The organism is Niallia sp. Marseille-Q9988 (assembly GCF_976954375.1).
The window spans coordinates 501,056-517,204 of sequence record NZ_CDRJSZ010000004.1 but is presented as its reverse complement, the minus strand read 5'-3'; the positions used below and the strand labels follow the sequence as shown (position 1 = coordinate 517,204).

17 protein-coding genes and 1 riboswitch are annotated in these 16,149 nt (G+C 35.3%); of the genes, 10 read left to right on the top strand and 7 right to left on the bottom strand.

Annotation, left to right across the window (positions count from 1 at the left end):
- Positions 1 to 85 precede the first annotated feature (85 nt).
- From yugI to ACWNMZ_RS09460, 4 genes are all read right to left on the bottom strand, one after another.
- Entirely contained in the window at positions 86 to 493 is a 408-nt protein-coding gene (yugI, locus tag ACWNMZ_RS09475; protein WP_031536948.1) for a S1 domain-containing post-transcriptional regulator GSP13, read from the bottom strand.
- Between the two features lie 277 nt (positions 494 to 770).
- Positions 771 to 1,943, bottom strand: coding sequence for an aminotransferase (locus ACWNMZ_RS09470; protein WP_031536947.1), 1,173 nt, complete (start codon positions 1,941 to 1,943; stop codon positions 771 to 773).
- Positions 1,943 to 2,443, bottom strand: a complete 501-nt coding sequence (locus ACWNMZ_RS09465; protein WP_031536946.1) for an Lrp/AsnC family transcriptional regulator — start codon at positions 2,441 to 2,443, stop codon at positions 1,943 to 1,945. The genes ACWNMZ_RS09470 and ACWNMZ_RS09465 overlap by 1 nt, the downstream gene beginning before the upstream one ends.
- Positions 2,444 to 2,682: 239 nt before the next feature.
- Positions 2,683 to 2,943: a DUF1871 family protein gene (locus tag ACWNMZ_RS09460; protein WP_031536945.1), complete on the bottom strand. Its 261-nt coding sequence runs from the start codon at positions 2,941 to 2,943 to the stop codon at positions 2,683 to 2,685.
- 171 nt (positions 2,944 to 3,114) lie between these two features.
- Positions 3,115 to 3,221: riboswitch (SAM riboswitch) on the top strand.
- A 117-nt stretch (positions 3,222 to 3,338) separates the two neighbouring features.
- Here ACWNMZ_RS09460 and ACWNMZ_RS09455 point away from each other — a divergent pair.
- The 5 genes from ACWNMZ_RS09455 (at position 3,339) to ACWNMZ_RS09435 (ending at position 8,281) form a co-directional block, all read left to right on the top strand.
- On the top strand, positions 3,339 to 4,352 hold the full coding sequence (locus ACWNMZ_RS09455) for a methionine ABC transporter ATP-binding protein (protein ID WP_031536944.1): 1,014 nt from the start codon (positions 3,339 to 3,341) through the stop codon (positions 4,350 to 4,352).
- Positions 4,342 to 5,019, top strand: a complete 678-nt coding sequence (locus ACWNMZ_RS09450) for a methionine ABC transporter permease (RefSeq protein WP_031536943.1) — start codon at positions 4,342 to 4,344, stop codon at positions 5,017 to 5,019. The genes ACWNMZ_RS09455 and ACWNMZ_RS09450 overlap by 11 nt, the downstream gene beginning before the upstream one ends.
- A 27-nt stretch (positions 5,020 to 5,046) precedes the next feature.
- Complete coding sequence (locus ACWNMZ_RS09445) at positions 5,047 to 5,868, top strand: MetQ/NlpA family ABC transporter substrate-binding protein (RefSeq protein WP_031536942.1); 822 nt, start codon at positions 5,047 to 5,049, stop codon at positions 5,866 to 5,868.
- Positions 5,869 to 6,227: 359 nt separating this feature from the next.
- Positions 6,228 to 6,767, top strand: coding sequence for a polymer-forming cytoskeletal protein (locus tag ACWNMZ_RS09440; RefSeq protein WP_031536941.1), 540 nt, complete (start codon positions 6,228 to 6,230; stop codon positions 6,765 to 6,767).
- A gap of 239 nt (positions 6,768 to 7,006) precedes the next feature.
- Entirely contained in the window at positions 7,007 to 8,281 is a 1,275-nt protein-coding gene (locus tag ACWNMZ_RS09435) for an Nramp family divalent metal transporter (protein WP_031536940.1), read from the top strand.
- 779 nt (positions 8,282 to 9,060) lie between these two features.
- Here ACWNMZ_RS09435 and ACWNMZ_RS09430 read toward each other — a convergent pair.
- A complete protein-coding gene (locus ACWNMZ_RS09430; protein ID WP_031536939.1) occupies positions 9,061 to 9,576 on the bottom strand; it encodes a superoxide dismutase family protein in 516 nt (171 codons plus the stop codon).
- A gap of 129 nt (positions 9,577 to 9,705) precedes the next feature.
- Between ACWNMZ_RS09430 and ACWNMZ_RS09425 the strand changes: the two genes are divergently transcribed.
- Entirely contained in the window at positions 9,706 to 10,095 is a 390-nt protein-coding gene (locus tag ACWNMZ_RS09425) for a kinase-associated lipoprotein B (RefSeq protein WP_031536937.1), read from the top strand.
- A gap of 55 nt (positions 10,096 to 10,150) precedes the next feature.
- Here the strand turns inward: ACWNMZ_RS09425 and kapD are convergent, their stop codons facing one another.
- Positions 10,151 to 10,768, bottom strand: a complete 618-nt coding sequence (kapD, locus tag ACWNMZ_RS09420; protein ID WP_031536936.1) for a 3'-5' exonuclease KapD — start codon at positions 10,766 to 10,768, stop codon at positions 10,151 to 10,153.
- A 331-nt stretch (positions 10,769 to 11,099) separates the two neighbouring features.
- Positions 11,100 to 11,306: a hypothetical protein gene (locus ACWNMZ_RS09415; protein WP_031536935.1), complete on the bottom strand. Its 207-nt coding sequence runs from the start codon at positions 11,304 to 11,306 to the stop codon at positions 11,100 to 11,102.
- Between the two features lie 232 nt (positions 11,307 to 11,538).
- Between ACWNMZ_RS09415 and ACWNMZ_RS09410 the strand changes: the two genes are divergently transcribed.
- Genes ACWNMZ_RS09410 through ACWNMZ_RS09395 form a run of 4 tightly spaced genes read left to right on the top strand, consistent with a single transcriptional unit; the run spans position 11,539 to position 16,144 of the window.
- A complete protein-coding gene (locus tag ACWNMZ_RS09410; protein WP_031536934.1) occupies positions 11,539 to 13,929 on the top strand; it encodes a Na+/H+ antiporter subunit A in 2,391 nt (796 codons plus the stop codon).
- Positions 13,916 to 14,341: a Na(+)/H(+) antiporter subunit B gene (locus tag ACWNMZ_RS09405; protein ID WP_031536933.1), complete on the top strand. Its 426-nt coding sequence runs from the start codon at positions 13,916 to 13,918 to the stop codon at positions 14,339 to 14,341. Before ACWNMZ_RS09410 ends, ACWNMZ_RS09405 begins: the two co-directional genes overlap by 14 nt.
- Positions 14,341 to 14,679: a Na(+)/H(+) antiporter subunit C gene (locus ACWNMZ_RS09400; RefSeq protein WP_031536932.1), complete on the top strand. Its 339-nt coding sequence runs from the start codon at positions 14,341 to 14,343 to the stop codon at positions 14,677 to 14,679. Before ACWNMZ_RS09405 ends, ACWNMZ_RS09400 begins: the two co-directional genes overlap by 1 nt.
- Positions 14,672 to 16,144: a Na+/H+ antiporter subunit D gene (locus tag ACWNMZ_RS09395; protein WP_031536931.1), complete on the top strand. Its 1,473-nt coding sequence runs from the start codon at positions 14,672 to 14,674 to the stop codon at positions 16,142 to 16,144. Before ACWNMZ_RS09400 ends, ACWNMZ_RS09395 begins: the two co-directional genes overlap by 8 nt.
- Positions 16,145 to 16,149 lie beyond the last annotated feature (5 nt).

The window sequence follows — 16,149 nt, the reverse complement described above, 5'->3', positions numbered from 1 at the left end:
AAAAAAGACTGCCCCAAAGCAGCAGCCCTCAAATGAAATCAAATGAAGCATTAGCCTTTTCAACAGTCTTTTTTTATAAAACTAATTATTTTTTAATTAAATCATTACGATTAGATTGTTCAATCCATTCTTGTAATTTATCTTTTAATGTATTGAAGCCTTGTACGTTTTCTGTTTCAGCTACAGAAGCAGCTGTTTGACGTTTAGGACGAGGTTTTTTTGCTTTAGCAGCTTCTGGTTGTGCAGGTGCTTCTTCTGTAGCGCGGATAGAAAGACCAATTTTACCAGCATTTTCATCAATGGAAAGAACTTTAACGTTCACTTCATCTCCAACTTTTAAAAACTCATTGATATCTTTTACGTAACCATGTGTTACTTCAGAGATATGAACTAAACCTTGTGTATTTTCATCCAAAGAAACAAACGCTCCGTAAGGCTGAATACCTGTAACCTTTCCTTTAATAACACTTCCAACTTCGATTTTATCTGACATGAGAACACTCCTAATTGTTTATATTAATATTTCCTTTTATACGCATTATAAGATTATATCACATATCTGACATTTATACAAAAGGATTTATTTTCACTAATATAATTCCCTTATATAATTTGTGTAATCTATTGTCTTGAATGTACGAGTAAACCCCATTAGGTCATACTATCAATGATGACTGAACTACACGTTTCATATAAAAAAAGGTGTCATAAAAGAAAATCCACAACATAATGTATGGTGAAGATTTTCTTTTAAAACACCTCTTTTTAGCTTAATGCGTATGTTTCTCTACAAAACGATTCATTCTTTTCATTGCTTCCTGCAATTGTTGTAACGAGGAAGCATATGAACACCGAACATGCCCTTCTCCACTTTCTCCGAAAACACTACCTGGTACAACCGCTACCTTCTCTTCTATCAATAGCTTTTCAGCAAATGTTTCAGATGTCATCTTTGTTGCGGTTATATCAGGAAACGCATAAAAAGCTCCTCCAGGCAAATGGCAATTTAGCCCCATGTCATTTAAAGATTGCACAATAAAATTCCTTCTGCGTCGATAACTTTTCTTCATTTCTTCGACATCATTTTGACCACTTCTTAATGCTTCAAGTCCAGCATATTGTGCCATTGTCGGCGCGCACATTAAACTGTACTGATGGATTTTCAGCATCGCTTGGATTAATTCCTCTGGTCCACACACAAACCCTAATCTCCAACCAGTCATTGCAAACCCCTTCGAAAAACCAGATAGAAGAATGGTACGCTCCCACGCGCTATTTATTGCTGCTGTACTTGTATATTCTTCATCATAGCAAAGCTCTGCATATATTTCATCAGAAAGAATAAGCAAATCATGTTTTTCTGCAACTTCCACGATGTTTACTAACTCAGCTTTTGAAAGGGTTGTTCCTGTAGGATTATTCGGCGAACAAATCATTATTGCTTTTGTACGGTCGGTTATTACCTCTTCTAACTGATGTGGCTTGATTTTGAAATCATTCTCTTTTAAGCTTTGAACAGGAATTGGCACTCCCCCAGCTAGGGTTACTAATGGTGCATAAGAAACAAAGCACGGTTCTACAACAATAACTTCTTCTCCCTGGTTAAGTATAGCCCGTAAAGCGATGTCTATTGCCTGACTAGCACCAACAGTAACGATTATTTCAGAAGTCGGTTCATAGGAAACCAAAAATCTTTTTTTCATATAATGACTAATTTCCTCGCGAAGCTCTAATAGCCCTGGATTGGCAGTATAAGAGGTATATCCTTGTTCCAGTGATAAAATTGCTGCCTCTCTTGTTGACCAAGAAGTAACAAAGTCTGGTTCTCCTACACCGAGAGAAACAACTCCTTCCATACTGGATGCTAGATCAAAAAATCTGCGTATTCCAGATGGCTTCATTTCCTCTACTTTCTGTGCAATATAGCTTTTTGTTTGCTTCATTATGGTGACACCACAATTCTTTTATCATCATCTGAAGGTTCAAATATTGTTCCATCATGCTTATATTGTTTCAAAATAAAGTGAGTAGTGGTCGAAATTACAGAATCAAGAGTTGATAGCTTTTCGGAAACAAATCTTGCCACTTCATTCATGGATTTCCCTTCAATAATTACCGATAAATCATATGCCCCAGACATTAAATAGAGAGACTTAACTTCCTTGAATCGATAAATTCTTTGTGCAACATCATCAAAGCCAACACCTCTTTTAGGAGTAACCTTGACGTCAATCATGGCGGTAACCCCTTCATGACCTTCCACTTTTGACCAATCAACAATGGACGTATAGCGCACAACTATACTTTCTGTCTCTAATTTAGTAATCATTTCTTTTGTTTTTTCTAACTCTACACCTATCATTTTTGCTATATCTTCGTCCGATACCCTTGCATCTTTTTCCAGAATTTCAGCAATCTCAATTTCTTTTTCTGTTAATTTCATGTTCATCCTCCTGCTCGCCTTGAAATATTCTCATTATATCAAATTATCCCTAAACTTTTCGTACATTTTTAATTTTGGGCTTTCGTTTTTAGTTAATCTCCATTGCTTCTAAAAGAGGTAGCGTAAAGAACATTTTCCATTGGATTAATGATAGGAATCCACCCGAAGGCGAAGTTTAAACTTTGCCAACAGAATGAATTCAGACCAGATAAAGATTGTTTAAACACATCTTCCTGTCCTTATAGTGAACAGATGCCGCTACGTTTTATGGTCATAAGTTTTTTCGAGATTGTGAAGCACTTCTCCAAAGGAATCGTTTCTTCAAAAGAAAATTCATAAATTGCTTGGATAGCATTTGCTAACTCTTCTTCCTTATCTAAATCGTGGATTGCTTGTAGAATATCAGCAATTTCGGTATCATAATTCCCTTCCCCTATTGAAAAGGGATCCCATTCATTTAACAGACGCACAAATTCTAAATTCATTTCTTGACTATTCATTCTGTCACCCTTTGTTCCATTTTGCTAAAAACCATTCTATCATATATCTACTTAAAGAACATAGTTCAAAAAGTGGGATCCAATCAAGCTTTTAGTGTGTTGCAAATTGTAAATTTATATTGACAATTCAGTATTTTAGTTTTATTATTCATTTAGTGAAAATTTCATATTTACTTATCAAGAGAGATTGAGGGAACAGGCCCGATGACATCCAGCAACCTCCTTTCCTAAAGGAAGGTGCTAACTCCTGCAGAATTACTTATTCTGAAAGATAAGATCGGCTATATGCATACGATACTTCTTTCAAATGAAAGAAGTTTTTTTATGTTATAGGAGGTTTTAACATTCTAGTATAGTCGAAAAATGTTCATGTAAAGGGGGATTTGAAGTTTCTAATGATACAAATTAACGATTTGGTGAAGGTATATAACACAAAGAAAGAACAAGTTATAGGTGTAGACCATGTTTCCTTATCCATACAAAAAGGAGAAATCTTTGGAATCGTAGGCTATAGCGGTGCTGGAAAAAGCTCGCTTCTTCGTTGTCTTAATCTATTGGAAAAGCCTACTAGTGGCGAAATCATTATCGATAATATATCTTTAACAAAATTGAATCAAAGACAATTAAGAGCTGCTCGATTAAAAATAGGAATGATCTTCCAACACTTCTATCTTGTTAGTAGTAAAACCGTATATGAAAATATCGCTTTCGCTCTTAAAGCGGCAAATTTACCATCAAAAAAAATCCATACCCGGGTTTTAGAGCTACTCGATATGGTAGGATTAACCGATAAAAAAGACGTCTTTCCTGCCCAATTAAGTGGTGGGCAAAAACAAAGGGTAGGGATTGCAAGGGCACTTGCCAATAACCCAACCGTTCTCCTTTGTGATGAGGCAACTTCTGCTCTGGATCCAAGTACAACGAAATCAATTCTAGCATTGTTAAAAAAAATTAATAAGGAACTTGGCTTAACCATCGTTTTAATCACCCATGAAATGGAAGTTGTAAAAGATATTTGTGATCGCATGGCTGTTATGGAAGCTGGAAAGGTAATTGAAGAAGGGCCTGTATACGATATGTTCGCTAACCCAAGACAAGAACTTACAAAAAGTTTTGTAAATAGCATTCTTCAATTTGAATTACCAAGCCATCTATTAGAAGAACGAACAGGAAAAATTATTAAGGTTACCTTCCAAGGAGTTATTGCAGAAGAAGGAATTATATCGGATGCTTTCCAACAATATTCAGTTAAAGGAAATATTCTTCATGGAAAGATTGAATACATTCAAAACAACCCACTTGGAATTTTTATTATGGAATTAACAGGTGCTGATGATGAAATTACAAAAGCGATTGCGTATATTAAAGGTCGTACTAAAAACGTGGAGGTGATCCACCATGCCTCTTAGTATTGATTGGCATTATATTATAGAATTACTTCCTGATTTAAATTCTGCTTTTTTTGAAACATTATATATGGTTGGTATTTCTATTGTTGTGGCTATTATTGTGGGTTTACCGATAGGAATTCTTCTATTTGTTACAGATAAAGGATTATTTCTAGAAAATCCCATTATTAAAAATATTGTAGGGTTTGTTGTAAATATGGTCCGCTCCATTCCATTTATCATCCTATTAATTGCACTATTACCTTTAGCAAAATGGATTACAAACACAACCATTGGACCTACTGCTGCTTCGGTTTCTTTATCCGTTGCTGCCATTCCTTTTTTTGCAAGAATAGTGGAACAAGCTTTTCGAGAGATTGATAAAGGGGTAATTGAAGCTTCTGTAGCTATTGGGGCATCGCCCTGGATGATTATTTGGCAAGTATTGATACCTGAAGCAAGACCAGGAATCATTCAAGGTATTACCATTACGATTATAAATTTAATTGCTTATTCAGCCATGGCAGGAATTGTCGGCGGCGGCGGAGTTGGTGACCTTGCCATTCAGTATGGCTATTATCGTTATGATAATACTGTAATGATTACAACTGTTGTTGTTCTCATCTGCTTAGTCCAAATCATCCAATTTTTCGGAGATAAACTGTCAAAAGCACTGGATAAGCGTTAAACATATATACCTTAGGAGGAAAAGACAATGAAAAAATTACTTTTAGGAATTCTATTACTATTATCATTTAGTGTACTAAGTGCATGTGGAGAAGAGAAAGACAATGCCGACAGTGGTGATAAAAAAGAGATTAATATAGGTGCAACATCTGGTCCTTATGCAGATATGGTGGAAAAAGCAATAAAACCAATTCTAGAAGATAAAGGGTATAAAGTAGAAGTTACAGAATTCACAGACTATGTACAGCCTAATAATGCGTTAGCAGAAGGAAGCATTGATGCAAATCTGTTTCAACATAAAATTTACATGGAATCTTTTGCCGAACAAAATAACATAGAGATATCTGAGTTAATTTCTGTGCCAACTGCTCCAATGGGCATTTATTCGAATAAATTTGACAGTTTGGAAGACATTACAGATGGTGCAACAATTGCTATTCCAAATGATCCTACCAACGCAGCTCGTGCTTTCTTAATTTTAAAAGATGCTGGTCTAATTGAAATTGATGAAGATGCAGACCCATTAACTGTGTCTGATAAAGATGTGACAAATAATGTTAAAAATCTGAAATTCGAAACGATTGAAGCAGCACAGCTACCTCGCGCTGTTGACAGTGTAGACTTATCAGCTGTTCCTGGTAACTTCGCACTAGCAGCTAAAATGGATTTATTGAATGCACTACAACTAGAAAATATGCTGGATCAATATCGTAACCGTGTAGTTGTTAATACAAAAGATTTAGATGCTACATTTGCTAAAGATATTAAAGCAGCTGTTGAATCACCTGAATTCGAAAAAGTTATTGATGAAGAATTTGAAGGCTTCGGAAAGCCTGAATGGATGAAATAAATAAATAAATAAATAAATAAAGATCAAGCGGGCTACACTGGATATTTTCCATTATATCGTAGCTCGCTTGATTTTTTTGTTCTTTCCAAACAGATTTTAAGAAACGAACCATGCATATCTATACAGACAGTTGAACACACACAAATATTACTCATATTCTCCTAAGTTTGTGGCTGCGTTTTGTTGCCGTTTAAGTGGTGATGTAATTTTCAGACTATTAAAATAAAGTCACATTTTCACCTTATTTCTTTCACAAATTGGACACACCTCCCCTCTCTATAACTACAGTGTATGTGTTAATATAATGTTGTATTGTGAATCCATTCACATAAACCAAGACAATATAGGGGGAACCAATCATGAAAATTACACCAAAAGTTTTACTTGCTTCTATTTTAGCAGGAGCACTTTTAACAGCTTGTGGGAATACAGAGTCAGAACCAAAAGAAGAAAAGGCTGAAGAGTCAGCTGATGTAGTTACAACTGCATCTATCGTAAATGAAGCCGATGCATTAACAAGTGCATTAAGTGAAAATGGAACTTGGATTGTTGCAACACTTCAAGATTTAACAGTAGACAGTGACATTGTTGTAGCAGGAGAATTCCACGATAAAGGGGATGCTGCTAAAGACATTTACCGTAAACTTGCCCTTTATACACAAGATGACGATCATAACATCATTGATTCTTTCACATTAACTGCTCCTAAAATGACAGTGCAAAGTGAAAACTTCAAAATTCAAGGTGGTACATTTGCAGGAGATGTTTATGTAGAAGCTAATGGTTTCACTGTTGATGCTACTGCAAAAGTAGATGGTAATGTTTATTACAAGAGTGATGAATTCAAAGCATCTGCTGTAATTGATGGAGAAGTAACCGGTGCTCAAGAAGTACAATAATATGCTTTTTAGGTATCCTAGCTGACTATTCAGCTAGGATTTTTTTATCCTTCCTATCTAACCGCTATGAAAGAAAAAGCGCTTTACAAAGGCTTCCAATAATCCCCTCTCATTATTTCCAAAAAATTACCTATAATAAATTATATAAATAGATTGACAATTTTCTAATTTAAGAATATCTTTTATATAAAAGTTGCGTTGATGAAACTTTTTAAACCAAAGTAAAATCAGGTGAAAAAATGCGAAAATATCAATCAATAGAAAATATTCATTCTAAATCTGCCAAAAGTATATTAGGCGAAGATGTTAAAGGCTTAAAAAGAATACTCCCGTTTTTAGGTCCAGCTTTTATTGCTGCGATTGCCTATATTGATCCTGGAAATTTTGCAACAAATATTGCTGCAGGCTCGAAATATGGGTATCTATTATTATGGGTTATTCTTTTCTCCAACATCATGGCATTAATTATTCAATCATTGTCAGCAAAATTGGGGATTGCTACAGGAAAAAACTTAGCTGAAGTCGCAAGAGAAGAGTTTCCAAAACCAGTTTCTATCGGATTATGGATACAGGGCGAACTTGTCATTATGGCAACTGATTTAGCAGAGTTTATCGGTGCAGCACTCGGTATATATCTTCTTTTTGGTATCCCTTTATTAGAAGCAAGTCTTATTGCTGCAGTCGGCTCTTTTGCTATTCTTGAATTACAACGACGGGGGTATCGTTCCTTAGAAGCAGGCATTACCGCCATGCTATTCATTGTGGTCCTTTCTTTTATCGTTCAAATGTTCTTCGCAAAGCCAGATGTTTCATCTTTATTCCACGGGTTATTTACCCCTCAATTCGATGGGATAGATAGCGTTATTTTAGCAGCAGGGATACTAGGTGCAACCGTGATGCCACATGCTATTTATTTACATTCTGCATTAACACAGAAAAGGATTGTTGGTGAAACAGATAGAGAGAAAAAACAAATTTTTCGTTTTGAATTCATCGATATTCTTATTGCCATGTTGATTGCAGGGTTTATTAATGGGGCAATGCTCATCGTCTCCAGTGCATTGTTCCATAAAAATGGATTATTTGTGGAAGATTTAGATATAGCCTTTCATTATTTTGGAGAATTAGTTAGTCCTATTTCAGCCACTTTATTTGGTTTAGGATTATTAATCGCAGGACTATCTAGCTCATCTGTTGGTACAATGTCCGGAGATGTCATTATGCAGGGATTCATCCATTTTCGTATTCCGCTTTATGTAAGAAGGGTCATTACGATGGTCCCACCTATTGCCATCATTGCACTTGGCATTAATCCAACTACTGCACTTGTTGCAAGCCAAGTAATCTTATCTTTCGGAATCGGCTTTGCTCTTATTCCGTTAATAATGTTTACTAGTACAAAACGCATTATGGGAAGTCTAGTAAACACAAAATGGATTACGGTAATATCGTGGATAATGGCTATTTTAATTGTTTCATTAAATATCTTTATTCTTATACAAACATTTCAATAGGTAAGGATAAACTCAAACTTCCATCAGTGAGTTGTCTACATTTCCCTGCTGTTGGTTAGTTGAACCATCCTTACTTTACGGACGTAAGACTAACACTATCTCGAGTTCTTCTAAGTCGAGAGGGGCTAGTCTTACTGAAGTTTAAGATTGGGATAAAAAGCTTATTCCAAGTAAAAAGACGAAGCTGTGACATAAGCATTTCAACTAATAAAAAACACGAACTTTCATGTAGTTAATATACATAAAAGTTCGTGTTTGTTGGTTTGGAATAAAGTTTAAAAAATGAAGTGGAATGGAGCGGAAGACACTCGACTCCTGCGGGAAATAGAGGAAAGGCTGAGACCCCGCAGTGCAGCAAGGGAGGGCACTGAAAAACTGATAGCTATTGATGATTGGCCGTAACTGCCTTTTAAACTTAGATGTGTAAATTGTTTTCCGAGGTGCCCACATGACTCATTGGGGCGAGCGCCGAGCCGCTTCACAGCTCACGCTCCTGTAGGGTCTCGGACTTTCTCACATCTCCCGTAGGAGTCGAGCGGACGCCTCTCCAAACCAACTTATTATTCGCTTTCAAATAAATAAAACCTCATTTTATGTGGAGAACCAGACTTTTTCAGTGCCCTCGCAGCGAGGAGGCTCAGCTTCCTCCCCGGCGCATCGAGTGTCTGTAGCGCAATGGAACGACTTAGTTTTACACTTGACTATATTTAAGAGCTGAATTAGAGATTGTTCGTCTTTAAAGATTAGTTATTTAGTTTTGTCTCAGCCTCGTCTTTTTTCTATTTCTTCTTTATAGCACCACATGCAATTCTTTCACCAGAATCACCGGCTGGTTGTGTCATTCCATCATCCTGTTGTTCTGTAATAACAATAGAAGTTCCTTCCTTTGAAAACAATGATGTTTTACCATCTCTAAGTGTTACTTGTGGCGCCATAAGCTCTGCTTTTACTGTGCCATCTTCTTTCACCAAAATATTAGGTAAATCACCTGCATGGGCACCTTCTGGATGTAGCAATCCATGCTCTTTATTGTCTGGATTAAAATGATTTCCTGCAGATTTAAAATCAGGGGCATCACATTTATTTGTCTCATGAATATGAATACCATGAATCCCTGGAGTTAGGCCTTTTAAATCAAGTGCTAACTTCACTCCTGCCGATTGTTCTTGTAGCTCGATTGTTCCTAAAGAATCGCCCACATCATTATACATGACTACTTTTACTTTTGTAACTTCACCTGCCGCACAACCGGATAGGAAAAGGGGAATAATCGCCAATAAACACAGTTTTTTCATCTTTCTTCCTCCATAGACGGTTTGGTATTAGTATTTGAAAAAACTTCACTAATATGCAGTTTATTCTCGTTTATCAAAAAAAGATTATTTATGATACTATAAAAGGAAATAGCAGATGGAGGGATTTTCTTGTCAGAACTACCTATCGGTTCTATCGTGACCGCCTTTTATAAAACGGGAAAATATATAGGGGAAATAACAGATATACGACCACAAAGTTATTTAGTGCGTGTACTTGCTGTATTAAAACATCCAATGCAGGGAGATTTACATCATCCGAAAGAAGCAATGGTAGAGATTTTTCATGAACGAAAAGCACTTTCCTATCGGGAACAAATGAATGCTCCCAAAAAGATGGTTAAGCTATATTCGGAGGAAACAATCCCCGCTTATAACCAATCCTTGCAAGTAGCTTTAGAAAAAATGCGTCAAGAGCTTCAAAAAGACGATTCAGAATTTGCTGCGCTAAGCTTGAAAAACTTAGAAATACTTAATGCAGAATTTTATAAGTTATCTTAAGCATTACAATAGAAGTTCAAATAAAAAAAGACGAGGAATGATATCTTCGTCTTTTTTAAGCAAACTTATTAAGTAATTTGGACATGTCAATTAAATCTCCTATTGTTGGTGGATTGGACTTCCCCATATATTTTTTATCTTGTTCCACAAGTTTGAAAATATGGTATGTGGTTAATGCATCATCTAGCGCACGATGATGTTTTCCTGTTCCTTCCCTCCCATACTCCCTAACTGCTTTCCATAAGCCCGTTTGGTTTTTATCTCCAAAAAAGCGCTTATATTCCATGGACAAATCTACTTCCTTACAATGAAGCGTAAATGGAATGTGTGCTTTCTGACAATTATCCTTCAGCACTTTCATATCCATATTTCCCCATGTAACAATGGTATTTTGATATCCTGCGCAAACTTTCTCCAGTTTTTTCATTAAACCATTGAATGACATCCCATTATTTACTTGTTCTTGTGAAATATGTAGAAAAGATTTGCATCTCCTTGAGAGTGTTGAAAACTTACGGGGTGCTACATAAGAAGAAAACTGTTCCCTTATTGAATCATCTACAACGGCTACGATACCAACCTCAATAATTTCAGGATAAAACCCCTTAAACTTAATACTTTTCTCTGGCATGGTGAATTCAAAGTCAATAAATAAATACTGTTGCTTTTCCATTCTTTCACCTTCTTTTTCATCGATATTTCACATGAATCGTGCGTCTTTAGCAGTTCTTCCTTTTTGAAGAATATCTCCATTTTTTGTTTATCCTTAAGCTGATTCCGATATTTATCTACTTATTATTATAACAGAATATCACTTAACCTTTTTAATTTTCTGTATTTTTTCGGGAGTTTTTTTCAAGACTTTTTATACCAGTTCACTCAGCAATTATTTCCTCGCGAATGACCCATTAAAAAATCTTCTTCCTACACATATTTTTTTAGGCAATGTAAAACATAAAAGAGGGACACCCCTGATATTAAGGCTGTCCCTCTTATTTAAAGCTTTATTCTACTGCTATTTTGCGTATATATTCTCTTGGTTGAAAGGGAACCATCGTTTCTTCTAGAAAAAGGGAGTCTTCATCTTCTAGAAGTAAGAGCTCATCTAATGAATAAAATTCTCTTTTTTGAAAGCTATTCAAGAAAATCCCTACTAAGAGGCAAAAAGAAAATATACAAATGGAAATACATATTTTTGGTTTTATATTCATCTATTTAACCACCTCTCCATTAGTTTGAGCAAAAAGGTGGGTGTTTTACACAAAAAAACAAAAAAATTTTTTTGCAGTTTTAGACCTGTTTCTTCCTATTTAATAGCAAAGTTAATTGTCCAATAATTTTCAAGTTTCCTATGTGCATAGCGGTTTTTTTTGCGTTATACTTTATCATGTTCATTCATTTTCAAAGTCATTTTATTTAGATTTTGTTTAAGGAGGGTTTAATTTGTCTATTCTTCACTGGGTTGTACTTTCACCATTTTTATACACTCTATTGATTCCTATTGCATATAAATTGATGAAAAAAGTACATACGGGATGGTTTATATTACCACTGCCCATTCTACTGTTTATTTATTTCTGTAGCAATATTGGAGCGACGTCCAATTTACAGGCAAAAACAGAATCGATTGCATGGATTCCATCATTAGGTATTGACTTTTCAGTAAAATTAGATGGTCTTGGAATGCTATTTTCTCTTTTAATATCTGGAATTGGCGCACTTGTCATTCTTTATTCCATCTATTATTTGGATAAAAACAAAGAAAAGATTAATCAATTCTACGTGTATCTTCTCTTATTTATGGGGGCTATGCTTGGAGTTGTATTATCAGATAATTTAATTGCTCTGTATATGTTCTGGGAAATTACAAGTATTTCTTCTTTTCTTCTAATCGGTTTTTGGAATAATCGAAGTAATTCTCGTTATGGGGCTATTAAATCAATGGCAATTACGGTATTTGGAGGACTTTCTTTATTAGCTGGAATAATCCTGCTTTATATTATGACCGGGTCATTTACCATTTCAGAAATTATTACTATCGTCCAACAAGAATCTATCATTTCCCATCCGTTATTCATATTGGCTATGATTTGTATCTTACTTGGTGCTTTTACAAAATCTGCACAATTCCCATTCCACATTTGGCTACCAGACGCCATGGAAGCTCCAACTCCAGTCAGCAGCTACTTGCACTCCGCTACGATGGTAAAGGCTGGGATATATCTTGTAGCACGCTTAAGCCCTGTATTTGCAGTTTCTGGTTATTGGATTTGGATTGTATCACTTGTCGGGATTATCACCCTTTTGTACGGTTCATTCTTTGCTGTAAAGCAAGTGGACTTAAAAGGACTTCTTGCCTATTCAACAATTAGTCAGCTTGGTATGATTATGTCTTTATTAGGAATTGGTGCTGCTGGAGCACATTATAATAATGATAGTGTTTATTATGTTGCAACGGCAGCGGCAGTCTTCCATCTTGTCAACCATGCCACATTTAAAGGTAGTTTGTTTATGATGGTTGGTATTGTTGATCATGAAACCGGGACAAGAGATATTCGTCGTTTAGGTGGACTAATGAAAATAATGCCAATCACATTTGCCATTGCTTTGATTGGCTCGTTATCCATGGCTGGAATTCCTCCATTTAACGGATTTCTAAGCAAGGAGATGTTTTTTGCGAGCATGTTGAACATTCGTGAATTCAATATGTTTCAATTAGATACTTGGGGAGTTCTGTTACCCATTATCGCATGGATCGGTAGCATCTTTACATTCGTGTATAGTATGATTCTAGTCTTTAAAACCTTTACAGGGAGATATCAACCGGAAAAATTATCTACTAAGCCACATGAAGCACCAATGGGTATGCTAATTTCACCAATTGTATTAGTATCTCTTGTTCTAGTATTCGGACTGTTCCCAGGGTTACTAGCAAATACCATTCTATCTCCTGCTATAACTTCCATTTATGGCGGAGGCGTATATGATCTTCATATCTATCATTGGCATGGTTTCGAACCAGAACTATTTATGACGATTGGTGTCATTGTATTTGGGACAATCCTTTATTTAACTGTTAGAAAATGGGCTGTTATTTATCAATCTATTCCTGTTATATGGAATTCGATATATGATAAATTATTTGGGGAAACAGAAAATCTATTTAGTAGGATGACAAACAGATATATGACTGGTTCCCTTCGAACCTATTTATTTTATATCTTCACCTTTTTTATCCTTATCCTATCCTATACTTTATTTGCAAAGGATGGATTTACAATTGATACGCTTCGACTTGCGCCAATTGGAGGCTATGAAGTAGTTTTGTCACTTGTTCTTGTTGTTTCAGCTATTTCTATTTTGTTCTCTAAATCACGGTTAACTTCCATTATTCTTTTAGGTGCAGTCGGATATACGGTTTCTTTATTCTATGTAGTATTTCGGGCACCAGATCTTGCATTGACACAATTGGTAATTGAAACAGTATCAGTCGCCTTATTTTTACTATGTTTTTATCATTTACCACGGAACGCACGAAAAAAAGAAAGTATTCCTTTTAAATTGTCCAATGCAGTAATTTCTGTGTTAGTAGGACTCGTTATTATGCTTATTGCAATTGCTTCCTATAGCACAAAACTATTCGATTCCATTTCTCAATATTATGTGGAAAATACGTATTTAAAAGCGGCAGGAGAAAATATGGTAAATGTAATCTTAGTTGATTTCAGGGGATTTGATACGCTCTTTGAAATAGCGGTGCTTTCCATTGCTGCAATTGGTATTTATTCCATGATAACCTTGAGAATGGGGGGAAAGAAAAATGAAAATAAATAATTTAGTTTTACAAACCATCACAAAAGTCATTGTTTTTCTGATACTCCTATACTCTGTTGATCTCTTTTTTGCTGGGCATTATACACCAGGTGGAGGATTTATAGGTGGATTAATGGCAAGTGGAGCAATCGTTCTATTACTTATTACTTATGATATAAAATTTGTGAAGAAAATCTTCCCGATAAATTTTATCTATGTTACTGCAATTGGCCTGTTAATAAGTACCTTAACAGGTATGATTGCCGTATTATTTAACAAACCATTTTTAACGCATTTTTTTAATAAACATGCGCATTTGCCTTTATTAGGAGAAACGTCTCTTCATACTGCTGCGTTATTTGATCTCGGTGTTTTTTTAGTAGTAGTAGGCGTTACAATGACCATTATTCAAACGATTGGAGAGGATGACTAATGGAATTCTTAATGGCATTTATAATCGGAATTTTGTTTATGTGTGCGACTTATTTAATTCTTTCTAAGAGCCTATTGCGCATTATTATTGGAACAGGACTTCTTAGTCATGGGGTTCATTTATTATTATTAACAATGGGTGGACTTAAAAAGGGTGCTGCCCCTCTATTGGGACAGCACGCAGAAAGTTATGCTGATCCCTTACCTCAAGCGTTAATATTAACAGCCATAGTTATTAGCTTTGGTGTTACTTCTTTCTTATTAGTGCTTGCTTACAGAACTTATCAAGAATTAGGGACAGATAATATGGAGAAATTGAGAGGGAAAAAGTATGAGTAATTTAATTCTATTTCCAATTTTAATTCCTTTATTAACGGGAATTATTTTGATTTTCTTCTATAAGAAAATCATTTTACAACGCATTTTTTCCTTATTAAGCATTAGTGTTTCCATTATTGTTACATTATCTATGATTGAACAAATTAAAAATGCTGGAATTCAAACAGTAAATTTGAGTAATTGGGATGCTCCTTTTGGAATAACCATTGTTTCAGATATGGTATCTGCACTACTTGTGCTAACTACAAACATTATTGCATTTTGTTGCATCATTTATTCCTTTAAAGGAATGGAGAGAGAAAGGGAATCTTACTTTTATTACTCCATTATTCAATTTCTTTTAGTTGGCGTTATTGGTGCGTTCTCAACTGGCGATATCTTTAATCTATTTGTATTCTTTGAAGTAATGTTAATGGCTTCCTATGTACTACTCGTTCTTGGAAACACAAAAGTCCAGTTAAGAGAAACAGTAAAATATATAATTGTAAATGTTGTTGCATCTGCACTCTTTGTTATAGCTGTTGCCTACCTTTATTCTGTCGTGGGTACATTAAATATGGCTTTTATCTCAGAGCGCATTAGCGAAATAGGAGGAGCTGGAATATTAACAGTAATTGCTGTCCTTTTTCTAATCGTATTCGGATTAAAAGGAGCTATTTTTCCATTATTTTTCTGGCTTCCCGGCTCTTATAATGCAGCGCCAATTCCTATTCTTGCATTATTTGGAGCATTATTAACAAAGGTAGGAGTCTATTCCATTGTCCGAACTTACTCCTTATTCTTTTACGAAGATTCTTACGTCTTTTCGCTATTAGGCATTCTTTCCCTTATAACCATAATTTTAGGGGCTATTGGATCTATTGCTTATAACGACGTAAAAAAAATAATTATCTATAATATCGTTACTGCAATTGGGGTAATCTTGTTTGGATTCTCCACCTTTAATGCTGTTTCCCTTACCGGATCCATTTTTTATCTTTTACATGACATGATTATAAAAGGAGCTCTCTTCTTATTAATTGGCGTCATGATTTATATTACTGGTACTAGCAATTTAAAGTACATGGGCGGGTTAATGAAAAAATATCCTCTCCTAGCTTGGACCTTTTTCCTTGCAGCACTAGGTCTAGCAGGGATTCCACCACTAAGTGGCTTTGTCGGAAAATTACTTATTATACAAGGAGCATTTGAAGCAAGTAATTATATTGGAAGCTTTATTGTCGTTCTATCAAGTCTCTTTGTATTACTTTCTGTCATTAAAATATTTGTAAAAGGGTTTTGGGGAGAAGAATCAGATAATGTGATGAAAAAGCCTGTAAGAACACTTTTATTACCCGGCTGTATACTAGTTCTTCTTTCTGTCTTTATCGGAATTGGGGCAGAGGTGCTTTCACCCTATATTTCTTTAGCTGCTGAGAATCTGCTTCAGCCTGAAAACTATATACATGCTGTATTAAAGGAGTGATAACG

Coding starts and splice junctions, on each gene's coding strand:
- yugI (WP_031536948.1), bottom strand. CDS start 493: ATGTCAGATAAAATCGAAGTTGGAAGTGTTATTAAAGGAAAGGTTACA.
- ACWNMZ_RS09470 (WP_031536947.1), bottom strand. CDS start 1,943: ATGAAGCAAACAAAAAGCTATATTGCACAGAAAGTAGAGGAAATGAAG.
- ACWNMZ_RS09465 (WP_031536946.1), bottom strand. CDS start 2,443: ATGAAATTAACAGAAAAAGAAATTGAGATTGCTGAAATTCTGGAAAAA.
- ACWNMZ_RS09460 (WP_031536945.1), bottom strand. CDS start 2,943: ATGAATAGTCAAGAAATGAATTTAGAATTTGTGCGTCTGTTAAATGAA.
- ACWNMZ_RS09455 (WP_031536944.1), top strand. CDS start 3,339: ATGATACAAATTAACGATTTGGTGAAGGTATATAACACAAAGAAAGAA.
- ACWNMZ_RS09450 (WP_031536943.1), top strand. CDS start 4,342: ATGCCTCTTAGTATTGATTGGCATTATATTATAGAATTACTTCCTGAT.
- ACWNMZ_RS09445 (WP_031536942.1), top strand. CDS start 5,047: ATGAAAAAATTACTTTTAGGAATTCTATTACTATTATCATTTAGTGTA.
- ACWNMZ_RS09440 (WP_031536941.1), top strand. CDS start 6,228: ATGAAAATTACACCAAAAGTTTTACTTGCTTCTATTTTAGCAGGAGCA.
- ACWNMZ_RS09435 (WP_031536940.1), top strand. CDS start 7,007: ATGCGAAAATATCAATCAATAGAAAATATTCATTCTAAATCTGCCAAA.
- ACWNMZ_RS09430 (WP_031536939.1), bottom strand. CDS start 9,576: ATGAAAAAACTGTGTTTATTGGCGATTATTCCCCTTTTCCTATCCGGT.
- kapD (WP_031536936.1), bottom strand. CDS start 10,768: ATGGAAAAGCAACAGTATTTATTTATTGACTTTGAATTCACCATGCCA.
- ACWNMZ_RS09415 (WP_031536935.1), bottom strand. CDS start 11,306: ATGAATATAAAACCAAAAATATGTATTTCCATTTGTATATTTTCTTTT.
- ACWNMZ_RS09405 (WP_031536933.1), top strand. CDS start 13,916: ATGAAAATAAATAATTTAGTTTTACAAACCATCACAAAAGTCATTGTT.
- ACWNMZ_RS09400 (WP_031536932.1), top strand. CDS start 14,341: ATGGAATTCTTAATGGCATTTATAATCGGAATTTTGTTTATGTGTGCG.
- ACWNMZ_RS09395 (WP_031536931.1), top strand. CDS start 14,672: ATGAGTAATTTAATTCTATTTCCAATTTTAATTCCTTTATTAACGGGA.